Annotated in this window: 20 protein-coding genes and 1 pseudogene; 10 read left to right on the forward strand and 11 right to left on the reverse strand. The window is 71.7% G+C overall.

The features are described from left to right. Positions 1–225 precede the first annotated feature (225 nt). A complete protein-coding gene (locus tag ACFYUS_RS13815; RefSeq protein WP_388850048.1) occupies positions 226–948 on the forward strand; it encodes a hypothetical protein in 723 nt (240 codons plus the stop codon). A 275-nt stretch (positions 949–1,223) separates the two neighbouring features. Here the strand turns inward: ACFYUS_RS13815 and ACFYUS_RS13820 are convergent, their stop codons facing one another. Further along, positions 1,224–1,739, reverse strand: coding sequence for a hypothetical protein (locus ACFYUS_RS13820; protein WP_388850051.1), 516 nt, complete (start codon positions 1,737–1,739; stop codon positions 1,224–1,226). A gap of 423 nt (positions 1,740–2,162) precedes the next feature. Between ACFYUS_RS13820 and ACFYUS_RS13825 the strand changes: the two genes are divergently transcribed. From ACFYUS_RS13825 to ACFYUS_RS13835, 3 genes are all read left to right on the forward strand, one after another. Continuing rightward, positions 2,163–2,576, forward strand: a complete 414-nt coding sequence (locus ACFYUS_RS13825; protein ID WP_388850054.1) for a CBS domain-containing protein — start codon at positions 2,163–2,165, stop codon at positions 2,574–2,576. A 50-nt stretch (positions 2,577–2,626) separates the two neighbouring features. After that, on the forward strand, positions 2,627–3,832 hold the full coding sequence (locus ACFYUS_RS13830) for an alcohol dehydrogenase catalytic domain-containing protein (protein WP_388850057.1): 1,206 nt from the start codon (positions 2,627–2,629) through the stop codon (positions 3,830–3,832). Between the two features lie 66 nt (positions 3,833–3,898). Further along, entirely contained in the window at positions 3,899–4,432 is a 534-nt protein-coding gene (locus ACFYUS_RS13835; protein ID WP_388850061.1) for a SixA phosphatase family protein, read from the forward strand. A 196-nt stretch (positions 4,433–4,628) separates the two neighbouring features. Here ACFYUS_RS13835 and ACFYUS_RS13840 read toward each other — a convergent pair whose 3' ends face one another. The 3 genes and pseudogenes from ACFYUS_RS13840 to ACFYUS_RS13850 form a co-directional block, all read right to left on the reverse strand. Further along, positions 4,629–4,952 (reverse strand): plasmid stabilization protein, encoded by a 324-nt coding sequence (locus ACFYUS_RS13840; protein ID WP_388850063.1) that lies wholly within the window; start codon positions 4,950–4,952, stop codon positions 4,629–4,631. 90 nt (positions 4,953–5,042) lie between these two features. After that, positions 5,043–5,387 (reverse strand): STAS domain-containing protein, encoded by a 345-nt coding sequence (locus tag ACFYUS_RS13845; RefSeq protein WP_388850066.1) that lies wholly within the window; start codon positions 5,385–5,387, stop codon positions 5,043–5,045. A gap of 507 nt (positions 5,388–5,894) precedes the next feature. Continuing rightward, positions 5,895–6,554 (reverse strand): annotated as a pseudogene (locus tag ACFYUS_RS13850) (IS5/IS1182 family transposase). 206 nt (positions 6,555–6,760) lie between these two features. Here ACFYUS_RS13850 and ACFYUS_RS13855 point away from each other — a divergent pair. From ACFYUS_RS13855 to ACFYUS_RS13865, 3 genes are all read left to right on the forward strand, one after another. Beyond that, positions 6,761–7,036 (forward strand): isoamylase early set domain-containing protein, encoded by a 276-nt coding sequence (locus tag ACFYUS_RS13855; protein WP_388850069.1) that lies wholly within the window; start codon positions 6,761–6,763, stop codon positions 7,034–7,036. A 14-nt stretch (positions 7,037–7,050) separates the two neighbouring features. Next, a complete protein-coding gene (locus ACFYUS_RS13860) occupies positions 7,051–7,527 on the forward strand; it encodes a hemerythrin domain-containing protein (RefSeq protein WP_388850072.1) in 477 nt (158 codons plus the stop codon). A 718-nt stretch (positions 7,528–8,245) separates the two neighbouring features. Then, positions 8,246–10,675: a SpoIIE family protein phosphatase gene (locus ACFYUS_RS13865; RefSeq protein WP_388850075.1), complete on the forward strand. Its 2,430-nt coding sequence runs from the start codon at positions 8,246–8,248 to the stop codon at positions 10,673–10,675. 245 nt (positions 10,676–10,920) lie between these two features. On the opposite strand, the gene ACFYUS_RS13870 is transcribed toward ACFYUS_RS13865, so the two are convergent. Further along, positions 10,921–11,088 carry a hypothetical protein gene (locus tag ACFYUS_RS13870; protein WP_388850078.1) on the reverse strand — a complete coding sequence of 56 codons (168 nt, stop codon included), beginning with the start codon at positions 11,086–11,088 and terminating at the stop codon, positions 10,921–10,923. Positions 11,089–11,679: 591 nt separating this feature from the next. Here ACFYUS_RS13870 and ACFYUS_RS13875 point away from each other — a divergent pair. From ACFYUS_RS13875 to ACFYUS_RS13885, 3 genes are read left to right on the forward strand one after another with little or no spacing between them, the layout of a single operon-like run. Then, positions 11,680–12,987, forward strand: a complete 1,308-nt coding sequence (locus ACFYUS_RS13875) for an esterase/lipase family protein (RefSeq protein ID WP_388850081.1) — start codon at positions 11,680–11,682, stop codon at positions 12,985–12,987. A 15-nt stretch (positions 12,988–13,002) separates the two neighbouring features. Then, entirely contained in the window at positions 13,003–14,028 is a 1,026-nt protein-coding gene (locus tag ACFYUS_RS13880) for an alpha/beta fold hydrolase (protein WP_388850084.1), read from the forward strand. Beyond that, positions 14,025–15,479 carry a carboxylesterase/lipase family protein gene (locus ACFYUS_RS13885; RefSeq protein ID WP_388850087.1) on the forward strand — a complete coding sequence of 485 codons (1,455 nt, stop codon included), beginning with the start codon at positions 14,025–14,027 and terminating at the stop codon, positions 15,477–15,479. Before ACFYUS_RS13880 ends, ACFYUS_RS13885 begins: the two co-directional genes overlap by 4 nt. A 3-nt stretch (positions 15,480–15,482) precedes the next feature. On the opposite strand, the gene ACFYUS_RS13890 is transcribed toward ACFYUS_RS13885, so the two are convergent. The 6 genes from ACFYUS_RS13890 to ACFYUS_RS13915 all read right to left on the reverse strand — a co-directional run bounded on the left by ACFYUS_RS13890 (position 15,483) and on the right by ACFYUS_RS13915 (position 20,800). After that, positions 15,483–16,046 carry a DUF1707 domain-containing protein gene (locus ACFYUS_RS13890; RefSeq protein WP_388850090.1) on the reverse strand — a complete coding sequence of 188 codons (564 nt, stop codon included), beginning with the start codon at positions 16,044–16,046 and terminating at the stop codon, positions 15,483–15,485. Beyond that, complete coding sequence (locus tag ACFYUS_RS13895; protein ID WP_388850093.1) at positions 16,043–16,672, reverse strand: TetR/AcrR family transcriptional regulator; 630 nt, start codon at positions 16,670–16,672, stop codon at positions 16,043–16,045. The genes ACFYUS_RS13890 and ACFYUS_RS13895 overlap by 4 nt, the downstream gene beginning before the upstream one ends. A gap of 109 nt (positions 16,673–16,781) precedes the next feature. Beyond that, entirely contained in the window at positions 16,782–17,153 is a 372-nt protein-coding gene (locus ACFYUS_RS13900) for a hypothetical protein (RefSeq protein ID WP_388850096.1), read from the reverse strand. Next, a complete protein-coding gene (locus tag ACFYUS_RS13905; RefSeq protein ID WP_388850099.1) occupies positions 17,150–17,749 on the reverse strand; it encodes an RNA polymerase sigma factor in 600 nt (199 codons plus the stop codon). The genes ACFYUS_RS13900 and ACFYUS_RS13905 overlap by 4 nt, the downstream gene beginning before the upstream one ends. A gap of 278 nt (positions 17,750–18,027) precedes the next feature. Beyond that, positions 18,028–19,578, reverse strand: coding sequence for a beta-N-acetylhexosaminidase (locus ACFYUS_RS13910; protein WP_388850102.1), 1,551 nt, complete (start codon positions 19,576–19,578; stop codon positions 18,028–18,030). A 1-nt stretch (position 19,579) separates the two neighbouring features. Next, positions 19,580–20,800, reverse strand: a complete 1,221-nt coding sequence (locus ACFYUS_RS13915) for an ROK family protein (RefSeq protein WP_388850105.1) — start codon at positions 20,798–20,800, stop codon at positions 19,580–19,582. Positions 20,801–20,862 lie beyond the last annotated feature (62 nt).

The following is a 20,862-nucleotide window of genomic DNA, read 5'->3' on the forward strand; positions in this document are numbered from 1 at the left end:
AGATGGGGCGGACCGCGCACAGGCGTCACAGCAGCAGCGGCACCATTCCGCTTCGGACCGGGACGGACTTTTTGCATGCCTCGGGCGGTAAAAAAAGGGGGGCAGGTTTATGCGGGCGCCGTCTGAGGGGCGTGTGGTCCACGGCCTGTGTGAGGAGTCGAGGAGTCAGTGACGGCCTGCTCGGAACATTGCGATCCCTAAGAGCTCGTAACGCGATCATGATCGGTGTTTGTCGAGGCGTCGCCGGCAGACGAGGCTGCAGGCCAGGGAGACGAAGGCGTCGTGGAGTTCGGTTCGGCGTTCCCACCGGACGGCGAGTCGCTTGAACTGGCGGAGGAGAGCGAAGGTCTGCTCGACGACGTAGCGGAGCTTGCCCAGGCCCTGGATGTCGGGGCGCCCTTGCGGGAGATGACGGGCAGGATCCGCGAACACCTCACCCCGGGCGACGAGGTCGCCGTGACCATGGGGCGCGACTACGCCGTCTCCGTGGCCAGGAAGGGAACCGTCCAGAACACGGCGGACACGCCCGAAGGGGAAGCGCTGTTCGTCGTCGTCCTCGCCGTGATCTCGGCCGGGGCCTTCCTCCTCCACACCGGGGGCTCCGCGCTAGCCCGCGCCCGCACCTGGGCGAAGGACGGCGTTCCCCTCGTGCTCGTGGTCCAGGCGAAGTGGGTTCTCGGCTCAGCCCTCTGCGCGCTGTCGGCCCTCGTCATCGGCGACCTGTCGGGACTCGGGCCGGTCGCCGAGGTGGTGGCCCGGTGCGCCATGGTCCGGCTCGTCCGCCTTTACCTGCAGAGGAAGTTCAGCCGCGTGCACGGCGGGCACGCCCGCCCCCTCACGACAAGGAGCCCGATCCGAGCAACCACGACGAGCCCGTCTTCAAGAAGAGCAGATGGGGCACCGACCGCTACGTCTGCAACCCCGACAACCCGATCGGCCTCGCCTTGATCATCGCCGGCAGCGTCTTCGCCATCGTCATGATCCTCCTCATGGAGAACCACGCGGGCCCCTTCGCGCCGCTGCCCTCGCCGAGTGGGAGTCCGCCGGCTTCGCAGGAACCTTGGCCGTCTCCTTCGAGTACGCCGTGGGCAGAGCCGCCGAAGCCGGGCAGCGGTCACGTGGCGGTGCTCAAGAGGAGACGGTCGTCAGCGTCTTTCCCGCCGGCGCCCGCCCCTGACCACAACCGGAGAGCCATGCGAAGACACAGCAGGCCCGGTCGGAATTCAGACGGTGGATCCAGGCTCAGAAGTCTCGCGACGCTGCTTGGCGGCACGTATCTCCGCCAGTGCCACGACGACGAGCAGGGCGTTCAGAGGGAAGGCCACAGCGTTGGCCACTTCAGGTATGTCGAAAGCGCGAAGCGCGCTGGCGATGTTGGAGGCAAGGCTGAAACCACCGACCCGGGTCCACTTGTAGTTCGTGAACTGCACCCGGTAGGTGACCGCGTCCCGGTAGGAGTACTGCCAGCGGGTCTCGTACGTAGCCAGGATCTTCTGCCGGCCCCAGCCGTACCAGGCCACCACGCGGCACTTGAGGACGTACTGCCGTCGGTAGGCGTACTGGCGCTTCCACGCGGTGATCGGCACGGGGCCCTTGTCGCCGCTGAGGACGTCGAAGGACCAGTGGTAGTTGTAGTCGTGCCAGCCGGTGAAAACCCATGCAGTGGTGCGCAGGTACGTGGTGAAGGTGCGGCCGGTCCAGGCGTGCTTGGGCACCCGGCAGGTGGCGCACCCGGTCACGTCATCGCTGTTGACGGGGGCGGCGCAGGCGTACCGCTGCGATCGCCGCCGCGCCTGTGGACGGCCTGCGCAACCGCCGTGCCGTCGTGATCCCCCCGACGGCCGTATGGTCACACCTCCAGTGAAGTCCAGGGGGCGATCCAGCCTCGGCTCGACCGGGGCCCGGGCGTGGTGATGGCCAGGCGGTTGTCGTCCACGGCGGAGAGTGTGCGGCGCGCGTGGAGTACGCGCTCACGATCAGTTGCAGCGGCGTACTCGAACAGGCGGTGGGCGGCAGGCCACCTCCGTCCACGCCTCTCGCATCTGTGCGGATTCTTTGTCGAACGAGCTGGGTGTGGCCTGCTTGGAGCGGCTGGGGCAGGGCAGGCGCTCGGATACCAGGCCGGGCCCGATCGCGCGGCCGATCGAATCTCGGGAGGCACCGTGACCAGCGCACGCGAGATCATGACACCGGATGCCACCTGCATCGGGGCAGACGACAGCGTCCTGGACGCGGCGAAGAAGATGACCGACCTCGGGGTGGGCGCGCTGCCGATCTGCGGTAGCGATCAGCTGCTGAAGGGGATGCTCACCGATCGCGACATCGTCGTGAAGGTGCTCGGGGCCGGTAAGGACCCCGCCACCTGCATGGCCGGCGAGCTCGCTCAGGGCGAGGCCGTCACCATCGGTGCTGATGACGATGCCTCGGAGATCCTGCGGACCATGGCCGAGCACAAGGTCCGCCGCCTTCCGGTGATCGACGGCCACACCCTCGTCGGCGTCGTCGCCCAGGCCGACGTCGCTCGTGCCCTGCCCGACCCGCAGGTCGGCGAACTCCTCGAAGCCCTTTCCAGCTGACATCCACCTGCGGCATCGCGTCGCGAGGCCGCGTGACAGGAGGAGGCGCGATGAAAGCCGTGACCTGGCAGGGCCGCCGCAAGATCGAGGTCGCAACCGTTCCGGATCCGCGGCTCGTCGATCCCACAGATGCCGTGATCGAGGTGACGACGACCGGGCTGTGCGGGTCCGATCTGCATCTGTACGAGGTGCTGGGGCCGTTCCTCGATGCGGGGGACGTCCTGGGGCACGAGCCGATGGGGGTGGTGGCCGAGGTGGGGCCGGAGGTCCGGGAACTGAAGGTCGGGGACCGGGTCGTCGTGCCGTTCAACGTGTCCTGCGGGACGTGTTTCATGTGTGAGCGGGGTCTGCACTCGCAGTGCGAGACGACCCAGGTCCACGAGCACGGCAGCGGAGCGAGTCTCTTCGGATACACCAAGCTCTACGGGCAGGTGCCCGGCGGACAGGCCGAGTACCTGCGGGTCCCCTTCGCCGACACCCTGCCGATCCGTGTCCCCGAGGGGCCGCCGGACGAACGCTTCGTGTACTTGTCGGACGTGCTGCCGACGGCTTGGCAGGCTGTCGTCTACGCCGACGTCCCGCCCGGTGGCAGCGTCGCCGTCCTGGGGCTGGGGCCCATCGGCGACATGTGCACCCGTATCGCCGCCCATCAGGGGGCGGGCCGGGTGATCGGCGTCGACCTGGTGCCTGGGCGTCTCGCCCGTGCCGCCGGACACGGCGTACAGGTCTTCGATCTGTCCGAGTACGGGAATCGGCTCGTCGACGCCGTCCGTGGCGCGACCGGCGGCCGCGGCCCTGACGCCGTGATCGACGCCGTCGGCATGGAGGCGCACGGCAGTGCCGGCGCCCGAGCCGCGCAGACCGCGACCGGCCTGCTCCCGGACGCCCTGGCTGCCGCACTGATGAAGAAGGCCGGCGTGGACAGCCTCGGCGCCCTCAAGCTGGCCATCGAACTCGTACGCCGCGGCGGCACCATATCCCTGTCCGGCGTCTACGGCGGTGCCGCTGATCCGCTGCCGCTGCTGACGATGTTCGACAAGCAGATCCAGCTGCGCATGGGACAGGCCAACGTCCGCCGGTGGGTCGACGACCTGCTGCCCCTGGTGGCAGACGGCGACCCTCTCGGGGTCGAGGGCTTCGCCACCCACCACCTGCCCCTGGACGACGCCCCGCGGGCGTACGAAGACTTCCAGAAGAAGCGGGACAACATGGTGAAGGTCCTTTTCCACCCCGGCGACCGGCCCGCGGCGGCCTGAGCACCCACCCGGCATCCCGGTCGCCGTGCGTCCCGCGGGAGAAGGCCTGAACGTGAGGAGACAACGATGGTCCCGGTTCCGGAGAGGGCGGGCGAGCGCCGGCTTGTGCTGGTGCGGCACGCGAAGGCCGTGTCGAAGGACCGACCGGTCGACGACTTCGACCGTCCTCTGAGCAAGCGCGGACGGGCCGACGCGCCGCACACGGGCCGCTGGCTCGCGGACGCCGGCGTCACATGCGACCTCGTGCTGTGCTCCCCGGCCTCCAGGACGCGGCAGACCTGGCAGCTCGCGGTGCCCGCACTGACGGAGCCCCCGCCGGTCGTGTATGACGAGCGGATCTACGACGCGGCCCCGAGCGTGCTGGTCGCCGTACTGGCGGAGCGAGGGCATCGACTCGGCTGCCTGATGCTGGTCGGCCACAACCCGGGCATCCACGAGCTGGCCGCCGGCCTGTGCGGCAGCGGCCCCCCAGACCTGCTGGCGCGGCTGAAAGCGAGGTTCGCGACCTCGGGGGTGGCGGTGATCGATCTGCCCGGTGACTGGGCGCGGTCGGCCCCGGGCAGCGGGGCCCTGGCGGCCCTCTGGTCACCGGGCGACTGACCCCCGGACCGGTTCGTCCGACCCGACGGGTTTCGTCCGACCCGACGGATGAGGGTTCACGCCCCGCCGCTCTTGTCCGTCAGCAGCCGCTTGAGCGGCCAGGCCGTGATCGGCCGGTCCGCTCACAGGCCGATCCGCGCCGTGCGGCGCGCCACCTCGCTGTCCGGGACCGAGGGCTTAGGCGCTCGCCGGGCGTTCAGCGGCCCAAGGCTCGCTTGAGTTCGGCCTTGTCCATGTCGGAGCGGCCCTTGATGTTCCGCTTCTTCGCCTCGTTGTACAGCTGCTCCTTCGTCGGCCCCTGGGAGCCGCTGTGCGAGCGCTGTCCGCCGCGCTTCGAGGAGGAGGTGTCCTGGAGGGAGGACCGGCTCGCGGTCTTCGACTCGCCGGAGCGGGCGCGTTCCTTGTTCACGGTGCGGGCGGCGATCTCCTTGGCCCGCTTCTCCGATTCACCCCGGTCTTTCGCGGACTCCTTGATGTGTTCGTACTGCCGTTCCCGCTTGGGGGAGGATCCACGGGGCATGTCTTTCTCCTTCCGCTCCGTGCTGCCGCCTGCCTCTGGTGCCGGGCTGGGTTCTGCCTCTGCCGAAGGAGGAGGCCGTGCGCCTGCGGATCAGCCCGTCACCGTCGGGCAGAGAGTGAACAGTTCCAACGATCCGGTGAGCTCCAACACCCTGATCATCTGGTGACTGGGTGCAGCGAGCACGAGGCGGGTTCCCTGTTCCCGGGCTTGCTGCCGCGCGGCCAGCAAAGCGCTGAGCCCGGCGGAGTCACAGAAGGAGGAGTTCCGCAGGTCCACCACCACGTCGCAGTGGGCCGGAGCCCGAGTGACGGCGGCCATGAGCATGGCGTGGAGCTGCTGGGCGTGTTTGTAGTCCATGTCGCCGCTCACACGGACCGTATGGTGGCCGGCGTTCGAGAGGGCGGCCGGAGGAACTGTGTGCTCTTTACTGGTCATCACGGCACACCTCCTGCCTACCGGGCTCCTGCCCCACGCAGAGGGGCCCATGCTCAGAGGTCGTTGTCCTGTCGAAGCTGATCGCTGCGTCTCCCCTGTTCAGGAATGAGATCGGCCGTCTGGCGGCAGAGGTGCGGCCTCGTGTCGTCTCTTTGGTGGGGGTGCCGGATGCCGTCGGTGACGGGACTGCTGGAGAAGCGGGAGCGTGCCGCCCGACAGCGGGTGGAGGTCTCGCAGGCTGAACTGCGGGGGCGCGAACTGCCTGGGAACGGTTCGTGATCGCCCGTGCAACGGTCGGGCAGGTTCTGGCGGAGCCACACGACCGCGAACGGACGCCGGTCGCTCAGTCCGACAGGCGGCCCGCGCCAGGTGGGGTGGCAGTGCCGGGCTCGATGGTGCCGGTCTGGCCGGAAGGGCTCAATGCCGGCATGCCGGCGCGGGACTACCAGCGGATCATGGACGTTCTCGCGGGGCAGGGCGAGGCGATGGACCGAGCCTTTTCCCACCTCACGCCGGCGCGTGGTGAAGGACGAGGACGGCCTGGACGACCGCCGTGATGCGATTGGTGCTGCAGCGACGTTTCCGCTGGAGGCGCCGGCCCGGCACTCGGGGCCGGCCTCGGCGAGTGCGTCGACGATGCCGTGGGTTCGGGGCGGCGGTGAGGTCGTGGGTGGAGCCGGGCGGCGCGGGTGGGGCCCACGGCAGCCCCGCCCGAACGGGGCGGTCAGTACCTGGGCGTTCATGCCGTGGCGTTTGTGTTTCCCGGAGCGGTACGGGGTGTCTGCGGCGATGCGGCGATGCGGCGATGCGGCGATGCGGCGATGCGGCGATGCGGCGATGCGGCGATGCGGCGATGCGGTCGATCGGTAGGAGTGTGCCGTCGGGGATCACGCAGGCCGGGCGGCTCGTGGCCCGGACCGGCTCGTTCGGGCTGGGAGTGGTTGCGGCCAGGGTCTGTATCGCTTCGCGGAGGTAGCGGTAGACCGTCGCGATACCGACGCCGAACCCGGCGGAGAGTGGGGCGTAGGCGTCACCGCGGCGCAGGTGGGCCAGGGCCGGCGGAGCCTGGCGGCCCGGCGTGATGCGGTGCCACCGGGTGCGGATCTCACGGTGGTGGGTGGCCAGGCGCTGGGCGAGGTGACGCAGGTGTGCGCTGGACAGATCGATCGAATGGGGTCTTCCCTGTTCGAGCGAAGCCGAGAGTTCGGGGAAGGGCGGACGAGCACGTGAAGCTCCTGGCGAGCGGTGGCCCCCGGCCCGGACCTCCAGGTGAGTGACGATCCCGCTGCCGACGGCGCGTGCGGGGCCGGGGCGGGCAGCACCGTGCGAGGGTGCGTGGACCGTCGTCGCCCCCGCTCGTCAGGAGTCGTCCCGTGCTCGAACGTAAAAAGCTCAAGGGCCGTACGCAGGTCACTTTCGTTCTTCCCGCCGACAGCCCGGACGGTCCGGTCAGTGTCGTGGGGGACTTCAACCATTGGAACCCCGCCGCGCACCCGCTGCAGGTCCGCAGCGATGGCATGCGTGCGGCCACGGTCGCCCTCCCCGCTCACAGCGGCCATTCCTTCCGCTATCTGGCGTCCGGAGGCCACTGGTTCGACGACGACCAGGCTGACGGACATGACGGCACCAACAGCCGTGTCCACACCTGACGAGGGGTGGCCGCATGGATGCGATCGTGTTGCTGCGCGAGGACCACAAGACGGTCGAGAAGCTGTTCAAGAGGTTCGAGAAGACCTCCGACGGCGACGTGGCCGAACGTCGGCGGATCGCCGATGAGGTGATCGAGGAGCTCACCGTCCACGCCTGGATCGAGGAGGAGTTCTTCTATCCGGCCGCCCGCGAGGCCGCACCGGACACGACGGACCACATCCTGGAGAGCGTCGAGGAGCACCACGCGGTGGTGTGGATGCTGTCGGAGATCAAGGGCATGGATCCGGGCGACGAGCGCTTCAAGGCGAAGATGAGCGTGCTGATGGAACAGGTCCGCCACCACGTCGAGGAGGAGGAGCAGGACTGGTTTCCGGAGGTCCGCAAAGCGATGGGCCGCAACAGGCTCACGGAACTGGGCGGTGAGATGGAGGCCGGGAAGAAGCAGGCACCGCGTGATCCGCTGGCCGTTCCCAGCGCCGATTCGAAGTGACCCGATCACGGCACCGAAGATCCGTACGCTCCTGACGCGGGCTGCTCCTGGCGACCGCGGGGGTGCTCGGAGTGACCGGGTACGGTGCCGGAGCGGCCGGGTACGGAGCGTCGGCGGCCCGGCAGGACGCCGCGGCTGCGAGGGAGCGGCCTCCGAAACCGCCGCCGCGGCCGCGATCACGTCCGCGATCACGTCCGCGCCCGCGCCGCTGGTCCCCGAACCCGGGAGTAACCGGTATCGATTGCCGTCCCCGACCGGCCCGGGGCCACGTTCTCGCCTCCGCCCCCCCCCGTAACTCCCACTCGGCGTCTTCCCGTACGCACCGTTCGGAACCGGTCCGGCCCCGGTCGTGCGGCGATCCCCTGGGCCGGGCGTGGACGGGGCGGTCGAAGGACCGGAGGCGTACGAGGGGAAAGCGGTCGGTACAGCGGCTTCCGCTCCCTGTGGCCCTCGGGGCCTGGGACGAGGTACTCGATCTCGGGCGCCGGCCCGTTGGACTCCGCGCCATGAGTCGATGGCACTCCTCCGGCACCGTCTCCTCCAGGAGGAGAGGAGCGTCAGAACGGCGAGGGGGACCGGCGTCCTCCCTTCCGCCCCGCCTGCGGGAGAGGGTGGGACACCGCGCGGGCAGGGATCCGTCTCCCTCACGGGAGGGCGCGGTGCCAGAGGCCCATTTCGCGCGTGGCGTGGCATGCTCAGACGTATGGAGGACGAAGGCATGACCTCCGGTGCGAGCGAGGCGGCCCCCGGGGTGCTGGCGCTGTCCAAGGTGGTGGCCAGGCTACGGGCGGAGGTCATGGACCTGGAGGACGGGGCCTCGGTGGCGGCCGTCCTCGAACGGGCCAAGGGCGTGGTCATGGCCCGGGCGGGCGTGTCCGCCGAGGCCGCTTACCAGCTGCTGTTCGAGCGGGCCGAACAGCACCGCAGGAGCCTTCTTGAGGAATGCTGGATCACCCTGGGGCGGCTGGGAGCGGGGCGGGGAGCGGCGGCCGGGGAGTCCGGGGCGTCCGAGACCGTGCCGGCGAGGGAGGCGGTCCGGTCGGCCTTCAGCACCCGCCGGTACGTCATCGGTGACGACTGGCAGGCCGCGCAACGGGGCCTTCTGGTTCGGCTGGCCCGGGAACTGGTGGGGGCCCGCACCGCGGACGACGTCGCGGAACTGCTCAGGTCGGCGTTGATCGACGCCGAAGGCGTGGACGCGGTGATGATCTACGCCGTGGCGGCGGCCGGAAGTCTGGAGCTCATCGGCAGCGCCGGTGTCGACAGCGAGCTGGCCGCGCAGTGGAGACACGTTCCTCCCGTGAGCGGCATTGCCGCGCATGAGGTCGTCGGCACCCAGGAGCCGGTCTGGCTCGAAGACCTGGAAGGAGACACGGCTCGGTACCAGCTGATCGGGGGCTCACCCGACCGGTGGCCCTCGCGTGCCTGGCTCCCCGTGCCCGCCACCCCGCCGATGACGACGGTCATCGGGTTCTTCCGCGGTGTGGCAGGGCCGTTCGACGCGCGGACCCGGACCCTCTTGCGACGAGCTGTCCGGCTGTGCGGCGGCCCCCTCGTAGGAGATGACGGGACGCACGGAGCCCGGGCGCTCGACGCGGACGTCACCCTCGTCCAGACGGTCTTCGACGCCTTGTCCGGGCCGGCGATCCTGCTCACGCCGCTGCGGTCGGACAGCGGCGAGGTGGAGGACTACCGGATCGACGCGGCTTCGCCGGAGGCGGTCGACGTGGCCGGGCGCCGCGGCAAGGAACTCGTGGGCCGGCGGATCCTGGAGACCTACCCCACCGTGGCCGGAACCGCCTTGTGGGACGGATACCAGAACACCCTGGTCACGGGGACGGTCTACGTGAGCGAGCCCTTCACCTACGAAGAGGTGACCGCCGGTGTCCTCAGGCAGTCCGTGTACTCGGTCCGCTCCTCACGCCACGGCGGACGGCTCGTGGTGTCCTGGATCCGTCACGACACCAGCGAGCGCGAAGCCCGCAGACTTGCCGAGGTGCAGCGCCTGGGCAACCTCGGCTGGGCGAGCTGGAACCTGATCACCGACATCATCACGTGGTCCGACCAGGTCTACGTCATCTTCGACCGCGACCCCACCCGTGGCCCCATGCGTCTGGAAGAACTGCCCGAGCACCTGGTGGCCGAGGACCTTCCGCGGCTCGGCGCGGCCGTCGAGCGGCTCCTCGGTGACGGCGTGCCCATCGACCAGAACTTCCGCATCACCACCGCGCACGGTGTCCGGCACCTGCGGATCGTCGCCGAGGCCGAGCTCGACGCGGACGGCGTCCCCATCGAGGTGCACGGCTTCTTCCAGGACCTCAGCGCACAGAAGGACGCCGAACTCGCCCTCCGCGAGAGCGAACGCCACAACCTCGTCCAGCGCGGCATGCTCAAGGCCGAACGAGCTCTCGGCGCCCGCCTCCAGGACACGTTGCTCCCCATCCCCGAGCAGTCGCTGGACCTCGCCGGCCTGCGCGTCGATGTCGCCTACATCCCGGCCGACCGCGGTCTCAACGTCGGCGGCGACTGGTACTCCGCGATCGAACTTCCCGACAAGAGCGCGCTGTTCGTCGTCGGAGACGTCGCCGGCCACGGCTTGGCCGCCGTCGGCACCATGGCCCAGCTCCGGTTCACGGCCAAGGGCATGACCGTCACCGGATCCGCCCTCCCCGACGTCCTCGGCCGACTCAACACCCTGCTTCTCCACCCGGCCTCGAACCAGTACGGCGCCACCGCCACGATGATCATGGCGCGCTACCAGCCCTGGGACCACTGTCTGGCCTGGGCCCGGGCCGGGCATCTGCCGCCCCTGCTGATCCGCGACGGCAGGGCGAGCTTCCTGGAGCAGCCCGAGGGCCTTCTCCTCGGTGCCATGCCCGACGCACGGTACGGCCAGTCCACGGTCACCCTGCAGCGCGGAGACCACCTGCTGCTGTACACGGACGGCCTCGTGGAGAAGCCCGCCGAAGACATCCGGATCGGGCTCGACCGCCTCGCCGCCCAGGCGACCCGGCTGGTGGAGGGCGGCCGACACCACCTGTTCGCCCGCACGCTCGCCGCACTGGGACCGGGCATGCGGGACGACATCTGCGTCCTCGACATCCACCTGCCCGACGACCCGGGCGGGCAACCGCTCCAGGAGCCGTGAGCCTGTGGCGGCCGGAAGGGGACCGTCAGGAATACAGCCCCGGCCCCGGGGGAGGTGTTCAAGGACGGCTGCCGGCGTACTCCTCGACGTGCTCAGGCACGCACGGATGAACGGACTCTGCCGCTGATCTTGTGAGGGGGCAGTGGTCGGGTTCTGAACGGGATCCGGGTTCGGCGGAGGCCGATTTCGGCCCGGCCGCATCCCGCTCGCTCGATCGGCCCGACTCGGGCGACCTGGCCTTCGACTCACCCTGAGCTCCAGGTCGACGAGAGGTCGGCGACGACGGCGTCCCGGTCATGGAGCAGTCCGCGGGTGAACTGCCGCAGCGCCGGCAGGCCGCCGCCGCGGACCTGTCCGATCCCGTCGAAGGCCTCCTGGCCGCGTCGCGTGGTCGTGCCCCTTGAACAGGGCAAGGCCCGCACCTTGGGGGAGATCGAGACGCGGGACGGCGAGAACGAGGAGCCGAGGACCGTAGTCCAGAGAGCCGCCACCAAGGGGCGGGGACGTGCCCACTGCGTCCGCCGTCCCAAGTGGCGCGGTCTTGATGAGGGCAGAGCGATACCCGTGCCTCCCGCCATCTCGGCGAAGGTGGAGGAGCACGTGCGGCTTCACGGCACTTTCCGTGTGGAGAGGGGCTCAACCGGCTGGAGGGGGTTGCCCCTTCTCCAACATCGGGGCACCGACATCCTCATGTACTCCCTTGCCGACCGGCTCCGGTGCAACGCCAGGAAGGCGGCGGGCATCACGCGTTCCGTTCGGCTGCCCGGCATGCGCGGTGGCGCCGTGGCGTCGGGGGAGGGCCGTGCGGGCGTGCGCACCTCCGCCGGAGTCGGCAGCGGGGGTGTCGCCCTGGCGTCCGGGGCCCCGGCACCATGTGTGCGGCTGCCTTTGTGTGGCTCGACCCTATGCCCCGGGTGGGAACGGCCGCCTACCGTGTGCGGATCCGGTGCCGGGACGGGCATCGGGCGGACGCGCCGGAGGCGCACGAGTGGGGGAGGCCGGACGTGGCCGAGAGACGGAGTCCGGGGCGGCGGTGGCGGCTGCGCGCTGCCCGGGTCATGGCGGTGGTGGGGGTCGTCGCGGCGGCTGTGGTGGTGTCGCCGGTCGCCGCGAGCGGGACGACGACGGCGGCTCCGTCGTACCTCACCCTGGAGGCGAGTTACGGAGCGGGGACCGTCACCAACGGGTGGGAGCGCGTCGAGCGCTATCTCGACACGACCACCGGATTCCGCACCGAGGGCTATCCGGCGGACGGCCGCGGCGACCAGGACGGCAAGCGCGTCACGTACTTCGGCGGTGTCTCCCGGCCCTCCTCGGGCCGGTTCCTGCTCTACTCGGCCCCCGGTTGGAACACCGGCAGCCGCACCACGCCCGTCCTCCTGGTGCACGGCGCGAACGACACCGCCGACCGCGCCTGGGCCAACCCCGGCGAATCGGGTGGCTACGGCTGCGGCGCGGCCTCCTGCCCGTCCACCGGGCTCATGCAGTACCTCTCCGCACGCGGCCACCGCGTCTTCGCCGTCGGCTTCGCGCACAAGCAGGGCGACAACCTGATGCAGGCGCAGGTCGTCGGCGACGCGATCGCCCTCGTCAAGGCGAAGCTGGGCGTCGACAAGGTCGATCTGGTCGGCTGGAGCAAGGGCGAGATGTCGACCCGCGCGTACGTGTCGTCCCTGAAGCCGAGCTGGGGACGGGCGTACGGCGGAGACGTACGGAAGCTCATCACCCTCGGCGGTCCGAACGGCGGATACGACTACCCGTACGCCCACGGCTGGGCCCACGACTTCTCCATCTGGCCGGAGTGCGGCGGCAAGGTCAACGCGCCCTCCCCGCACTCCCACATGACCTGCTACGGCCTCTACACCGCCCACCCCGAGTTCTCCATGACCCCCTCCGGCGGCCAGGACAACTACCCCGGCCAGCGTCAGATGCTGGCCCGCTGGGACGGGGTGTACGGAGTCGACGGCGCCGCCCAGGACTGGTACACGACCTACTACGGCGGCCAGGGCTTCTACACCGCCGGCAGCGGCATCCAGGCCGCCATCGACGCCGGATCGCTCATCGCCCCGCTGCACAGCGCCGGAGTGCCCGCCTCCGTCACCACCTACCTCCTCGCCGGCGGATCCGCCGACATCGTCGGCATCTTCAACGAGAACCGCGGCCCCAGCGACGGCGTCGTCTTCATCTCCAGCGCGCTCGACACCACCGGCATCCCCACCGTCGGCGGCAAGGCCACCATCGCGACCGCCAACCACCTCGAACTGGGCTGGGACAGCTCCGCCGCCGCCCAGATCGCCACCTGGCTCTCCTGAAGGACCGGAAAGAACATGACCACGCTTCACACCCGCCGCGTCACCACCGGCCGACTGACCCAGCAGATCACCGAGGCCAGGGCCGAGGGCGAGCCCGTCGTCTTCGTCCACGGCAACGTCTCCTCCTCCGCCTTCTGGCACTCCACCCTCACCACGCTGCCGGAGCACTACCGTCCCCTCGCCGTCGACCTGCGCGGCTTCGGCGGCACCGACCCGCTGCCCGTCGACGCCACGCGCGGCCTGCGCGACTACGCCGACGACCTCGCCGAGCTGCTCACGGCCCTCGGCATCGACCGGGCCCACCTGGTCGGCTGGTCCATGGGCGGCGGCGTGATCCTGCAGTACCTGCGCGACCACCCGGCCGCCGTGCGCTCCCTGACGCTGGTCAACCCGGTCTCCCCGTACGGCTTCGGCGGCACGCACGGAGCGGACGGCGTCCTCAACGCGGAGGACGGGGCCGGATCGGGCGGCGGCACCGCCAACCCCGAGTTCATCCGGCTGCTCGCCGAGGGCGACCGGAGCGGGGACTCCCCGACCTCGCCGCGCACCGTCCTGACGACCTGCTACGTCAAGCCGCCGTTCCGCACCGAGCACGAGGACGCGTACGTCGAGTCCATGCTCGCCACGCGCCTCGGCGACGACCACTACCCGGGCGACAGCACGACGTCCGCCGCCTGGCCCGGCATCGCGCCCGGCACGCGCGGGGTGCTCAACTGCATGGCCCCGACCCACTTCCGCGTCGACGACCTGCACCTGATCGACCCCAAGCCGCCCGTGCTGTGGATCCGGGGCGAGGACGACGTCATCGTCTCGGACACCTCGATGTTCGACCTGGCGCACCTCGGCGCGATCGGCGCGGTGCCCGGCTGGGACGGCACCCCGGCGCAGCCGATGCTGGCGCAGACACGGCACGTCCTGGACCGCTACGCGGCGGCCGGCGGCACGGTGCGGGAGGTCGCCGTGGCCGACGCCGGGCACGCCGTCCACCTCGAACGCCCCGAGGAGTTCGGCAAGGCGCTCCTGGAGGTCCTGTCGGCATGACCGTGTGCCGTACCCGGCAGGGGGAGGTCCGCGGCCGGACCTCCCCCGACGGAGTGAGCTCCTTCCTCGGCATCCCGTACGCCGCCCCGCCCTTCGGCGCGGGACGCTTCCGGGAGCCCGCCCCGCCGGAGCCCTGGACGGGCGTGCGCGACGCCACGGCCCACGGCCCGACGGCGCCGCACGCCCCCTACGCCCCGCCCTTCGACGCCCTCATCCCGGACGACGGCATCCCGGGCGAGGACTGTCTGAACCTGAACGTCTGGACCCCGGCCCCGGAGCCGGGCGCGGGGCTCCCCGTGATGGTGTGGCTGCACGGAGGGGCGTTCAGCAACGGCTCGGGCTCGGCGTCGGCGTACGACGGAGGCGCCTTCGCCCGGGACGGCGTCGTCTGCGTCACCCTCAACTACCGCCTGGGCGCGGACGGTTTCCTGCGGCTTCCCGGCCGCCCCGACAACCGGGGCCTGCTCGACCAGATCGCCGCCCTGACCTGGGTCAGGGACAACATCGCCTCCTTCGGCGGCGACCCGGACCGGGTCACCGTCTTCGGCGAGTCGGCGGGCGCGATGAGCATCGGCGCGCTCCTGAGCACCGAGGCGGCCCGGGGTCTCTTCCACCGGGCGATCCTGCAGAGCGGGGCCTGCCACCACTTCCTGCGCCCGCCGTCGGCCGAGCTCATCGCGGCCCGGCTGGCGGAGAAGCTGGGGATCGAGCCGACGGCGGAGGCCTTCGAGACCGTCCCTCTGAAGGAACTCATCCCGGCCCAGGCCGAGTTGCGCGCGGAGGTGGGCGCCGACCCGGACCCGGCGAAGTGGGGCGAGGCGGTCCTCAACATGATGCCGTTCGAGCCGGTCCACCCGGGGCTCGCCCTCCCCGGCCCGGACCGCGGCGTCGACCTCCTGATCGGCAGCAACCGCGAGGAGTACCGGCTGTTCCTCGTGCCGACGGAGCGCCTGCGCGTCTTCCCCGAGTCCGCGCTCCGCGCCATGACCGCGGCCTACGGCCTGGACCCGGACGAAGCCCTCCCCGTCTACCGGGCCGCCGCCGGCCCCGGCGCCACGCCGGGCGAACTCCTCGACGCGGTGGCGACCGACTGGTTCTACCGGATCCCCGCCATCCGCCTCGCCGAGTCCGTCCCGGGCTCGTACCTCTACGAATTCGCCTGGCGCTCGCCGCAGTTCGACGGGGACCTCGGCGCCTGCCACGCCGTGGAGCTGCCCTTCGTCTTCGACCGGCTCCACGACCCCTCCTACGCCCCGATGCTCGGCGCCCACCCGCCCCAGGGCCTGGCGGACGCCGTGCACGGGGCGTGGGTCTCCTTCGCGAAGACGGGCAGCCCGGGCTGGAAGGCGTACGACCGGACGACCCGCACGACGATGACCTTCACCGGCGCGTCCGCCGCCGTCGACGATCCCCGTGCGGAGCAGCGGCTGCTCTGGGAGGGGGTGCGCTGAGCGCTACTTCTTCTCGCGGGTGACGACGGCGCCGAAGGCGGCCAGGCCCTTGATCACGACGCGCGGTGTGCCCGGCTTGCCGATGCGCCGGGCGGCGCGCTTGTCGAAGACGCCGAAGATGCCGAAGCCCCGCACCTCGACCTCGATGTCCTCCGGGACGATGATCCTGGTGCCGCCCCACAGGGCGACGGCGCGGATCTCGGTGTCCTGACTGCTGAAGCGCGCCTCGGAGAGGTCGATCTTGCCGCCGCCCCACATCGACCAGACGGTCATCCGGGGCGGCACGACCCAGGGGCCCTTGCGCTCGAAGCCGCCGAAGACGCCCGCGACGAAGCCGCGCGAGGTCGGGGGCCGGTCCACCACGAGCGCGTCCCGGGGTCCCGGGTGCGGCAGGCCGCGGCAGGCCTCCTCCAGGTCCCCCCGGGTGCGGGAAGCGTGCACCTCGTCGAGGCGGGCCGCGAGATCGGCCAGCGGCAGCCGGCCGTTCTCGACGGCGGCCCTCAGCCGTTCCTCGGCGTCGGAGCGCTCACGATCCGAGGCGAGGACGTCCAGATCGTTCCGGGTCATAGGGTCAGCCCTCCGAGATAGGCGGCGAGGACGGTGGACAGGGCGGTGCGATAGGCGGCGTCGTGCTCGGGCTCGTCGGGATCGTGTCCGAGGTCGGCGAGCCAGTAGCGGCGGCCGAGGGCGTAGCCGTACGCGCCGGACATGGCGAGCAGGGCGACCCTCTCGATCCGCGCCCGGTCGGGGCCTTCGGGCGGAGGGAGCACCGAGCGGACGCCCTCCTCGATCACGTCGACCAGACGGGAGAGGTTCGTGGGGGAGTCCGGGGCGGCCCCGTCGTCCCAGCCGTGGAGCTGGGACCAGGTCCACAGCCGGACGTACCGCTCGTCGGCGAGGATCTCGAAGAGGACCCGCGTCATGCCGTCCGCGTACGGCACGCTCCCGTCGGCGCGCATGCGTTCCCGTACGAGCTCCCGCTTGCGCTCGTTCTCGCGTTCGAGAACGGCTCGTACCAGTGCCCGGTAGGTCCCGAAGTAGTGGGTGACGAGCCCGTGCGTCACCCCGACCGCCTCCGCGACCCGGCGCAGTCCGACCCCGTCGGGGCCGTGCCGTGCGATGAGCTCGGTGGCGGCGTCGAGGATCTCGGCGCGTGCCTGGTCCGGGGTGCGTCGACGTCGTGCGGCAGGCATGACCCCTCCCTGTTGGCACGGTGGACAATATCTTGTTGTCCACTGTGCCAACAGGAAGGGGTGGCGGTCAACTCGCCGTGAACGGCGCGCACATGGGCGATGGCGAGGGTCAGTCCTTCGTCGTCGGGGCCGCCTTCGCCGTCGGGTCCGCCTTGGTGAGGGTGCAGACGCCGTCGACGCACTGGCGCTCCAGGCGGCCCCGGGAGATGGTCTGCGCCAGGCCGACCATCCAGCAGGTCGGGCAGCCCCGGAAGGCGATCAGGGCCAGCGGGGCCGCGAGCAGGGTGGCCGGGCCGGCGACGGGCACCAGCGCGATCGAGCCGATGACCAGCCCGAAGCCGATGACACCGCGCGCCAGGTGGCGCGGGACGGAGCTGCTGGCGAAGTTCGGCGCCGCGGACGGCGCGGACACCGAGGAGGGGGCGATGACCGGGGCCTTCGCGCCCGGGCGGGGCTTCACGATGTTCACCGTGGTGTTCATGGTCGTGCGTCTCCTTCGACGGGTCGGTCGACGGTCCGATCCGATGCCTGGTCGGTCGCTTCCAGCGCGTGACGCAGGGCCGTGCGCGCCCGGTGCAGCCGCGACTTCATCGCGGCGGAGCTCAGGCCGAGCGCATGGGCGACGGTCCTGCCGGGCAGGCCCTGGACGTCCCGCATGATCAGGACCTGCCGCTGGTCGCGGGGGAGGGAGCCGACCGCCGCCGCGATCCGCTCCGCCTCCAGCCGGTACAGCACCGCCTCCTCGGCGGACGGTTCCGGGCGCGCCTCCGGCTCGGCCGGCCGCTCGTCGCGCCGTGCGACGAGCAGCCGTACCTGCCGGAGGCATTCGTTGCGCACGATCCGGAACATCCACGAGGCGAGCGCGCCGGTGGCCCGCAAGGTGCCGATCTTCCGGTAGAGGATGATCAACGCCTCCTGTGCCGCGTCCTCCGCGTCCTGCGGCGAGGCGCACAGCGACAGGGCGAACTTGCGCACGTGCGGCTGCGATTCCATGACGACGGTGGTGAGCGACGTGACGTCGCCGTCCTGGGCGGCCCTGATCAGCCGCTCGTCCGGCCACCGGAAACGTTGGTTCATGGGGTACTCCTACCGGAAGGCGTCCCGCGCGCAGGCGCCGGTCAGCCACGGCTCCTGTTGAAGCGCCGCATCAGGTGCCAGCTGCACGCACCCACGAGCACCACGCCGATCACGATGATGGCAGTCGTCATTTCGTTCTTTCCTCCCGGTCACGCCGGCCCCGTTCGGCCGGTACGCGCATAAGAGACGGGGAGGGCCCGAGAGGATTCGCCTTCCGCCGAAGTTTCTTCCCGGACCTGCTCCCGGCCGCTCAGGAGGACCCGTCGGCGGTGGCCGCTTCAGGAGGGTCCGTCGAGCGGCCGGTAGCGGACGCCCATCCGGTCCAGCCTGGCCAGGTGCGGGCGCAGCCGGCCCAGGAACTCCCCGTGGTCCCGGCCGTCCGGTGACGACCAGGCCACCTCGGCGAGCGCGCAGAGCCGGGGGAAGGCCGCGTACTCGACCCGCTCCGGCGTCGGGAGGTACTCCGTCCACACCTGGCCCTGGGTGCCGAGGACCTGGTCCTCCGTCAGGGACTCGGGGACCGGCTCGTAGGAGTGGACCTTCTCCAGGGTGGTGACGTGGCCCATGGAGAGCGGTTCCCCCGGGCCCTCGGCCTGGCCGTAGTCCAGATAGGTCCAGTCGTACGGCGTCATGATCACCTCGTGACCGGCGGCCGCGGCGGCGAGCGCCCCCTCCGTCCCCAGCCACGACATGACCGTCGCGCCCTCGGACAGCGGTCTCGCCCGGCCCGCGACGAGCACGTCGTCCCAGCCGACCGTCCGCCGGCCCCGCGCGTGCAGCCAGGCGTCCAGCTCCCCGGTGAACCAGCCGTGCAGCCCGTCGACGCCGATCCCCAGCTCGCGCGCCGTCCGCCGGGCGGCGGGGGAGGACTGCCAGCGGGTGGTCGGCACCTCGTCGCCGCCGATGTGGACGAAGGGGGAGGGGAAGACGTCGAGCACCTCCTCGAGCACGCCCCGGCAGAAGTCCAGGGACGCTTCGCCGGGGGCCAGGATCCGGTCGTGCACGCCCCAGCGGGAGGACACCTCGACGCGCTCGCCCGCGCCGGTGTCACCGCCCAGTTCGGGATAGGCCGCGATCGCCGCCTGCGTGTGGCCCGGCAGGTCGATCTCGGGGACGACGGTGACACCCCGGCGCTCCGCGTACGCGACGAGCTCGCGCAGCTCGCGCCGGGTGTAGTGGCCGCCGTGCGGGACGTCGTCGTACCGCTCCTCGGCGAGGGCCCCGGCCATGCTGCGGGACCGCCAGGCGCCCACCTCCGTGAGCAGGGGGTAGCGGTCGATCTCCATCCGCCAGCCCTGGTCGTCGGTGAGGTGGAGATGCAGCACGTTCAGCTTGTGGGCGGCGAGGAGGTCCACGTAACGGAAGAGGAAGGAGGTCGGCATCCACCAGCGCGCCACGTCCAGATGCGCCCCTCGCCAGCGGAAGCGCGGCACGTCCCGTACGGACGCGCAGGGCAGCTCCCAGCGGACGCCGCGGGCCGGGCGGTCGCCCCACGCCTCGGCCGGCAGGAGCTGGCGCAGCGTCTGGACACCGCGCAGGAGGCCGGTCGGCGCGGCCGCCGTCAGGAGCACCCGCTCGGGGGCGACGTCCAGGAGGTAGCCCTCGGCGCCCAGCTCCCCGGCCGCCCGTCCGTCGACGGCCAGGGCGATCGTGCCGCCGCGCGCGACTCCGGCGGGGGCCAGCGGCAGTCCGGTCGCCGGGCGGAGCAGATCGCGCAGCAGCGCCGCCGCCTCCCGGGCGCCCTCGCCCGCCGTCAGCGCGGTCGTGGGCGTGAGGGGGAAGCACCCGGGGCGGCGGTGGACCGAGCTCGGCCGGGGGACCAGCTCCACGTCAGGCCCCGGCCGGCCGGGGCGCGGGCCGCGACGCCGGTACCGAGGCCGGCCCAGAGGCGGGACCCGGCGCCGATCGCGGCGCCGGCAGCGGGGCGTCGACGTCGTACAGGCGCGCGTCGACGTGGTCGAGGGCGTGGCGTACGGCTCCGAGCACGACGGCCTGGTCGCCGAGGCCGGAGATCGCGAGCGCGGGCGGCTCCAGACACAGCGGGTCCAGATGGCGCCGCAGCGGCTCCATCAGCACGTCGGCCGAGCGCGAGACCCCGCCGCCGAGCACGACCAGGTCGGGGTCGACGGTGAGCACGAGCGCCGCGATGCCCTCGGCCAGGTCGTGGGCGAACTGCTCCACCGCCCAGCGCGCCGCCGGATCGCCGGACCTGGCCGCCGCGAAGACCAGACCGCCCGTCTCCTCGGGCGGGGTCCCCGGGGGCAGCCCGGGGAAGGCGGCCAGATGGGAGGGGGCCCGGTGCCAGCCGACGAGCGGAAGGGCGCCGATCTCCCCGGCCGCGCCCCGGCGGCCCCGGTGCAACTCGCCCCGGATGAGCATGCCGCAGCCGGTGCGCATGCCGGACAGCACGAAGACCACGTCGTCGACCTGCTGGGCCACGCCGGCCCATCGTTCCGCGAGGGCGGCCAGGTTGCAGTCGTTCTCGACGAGGACGGGGGCGTCGAAGTCCCGGCCCACCTCGGCCGCCAGGTCGAGCCCGGTCCACTCGGGCAGGCTGACGGAGAGCCTCACCGTTCCCGTGGCGGTCACCACCCCGGTCGTGCCCACGCAGACGGCCATCACCGCCCCGGCGGAGATCCCGGCGGCGGAGAGCGCCCCCGTGGCCGCGGCGCGCATGGCGGCCAGCCGTTCGGCGCGGCCGGACGACGCGTCGGCCCGGACGGTGAACCGGCCGGCCGGCTCGCCGTCGAGATCGCAGACCGTGGCACGGACGCTGGACGAGCCCACGTCGATCCCGAGGACGTGTCCGGCCTCCGCGCGGAACCGGAAGAGCCGCCGCGGCCGGCCCATCTGCCCGCTCTCCCGGGGCATCTCGCTCAGCCACCCCTGGCCGAGCAGATCCTCGACGAGCCCTTCGACGGTCGGGCGGGAAAGGCCCGCGCGGGCCGCGAGTCCGGTGAGCCCGATCGGCGGCTCCCCCCGCAGCGCGCGCAGGGTGGCGACCAGGTTGATCCTTCTCAAGCGCGAGCCGTCGCTGCCCCGGATCTTCAACTACCGACTCCTCCGCAAGTGTTGACAGGACCTCACTCCACAAATAAAAACATCCTTCATTA

It is taken from the genome of Streptomyces sp. NPDC004284 (assembly GCF_042874035.1).
In the GTDB taxonomy this organism is placed as follows: Bacteria; Actinomycetota; Actinomycetes; order Streptomycetales; family Streptomycetaceae; genus Streptomyces.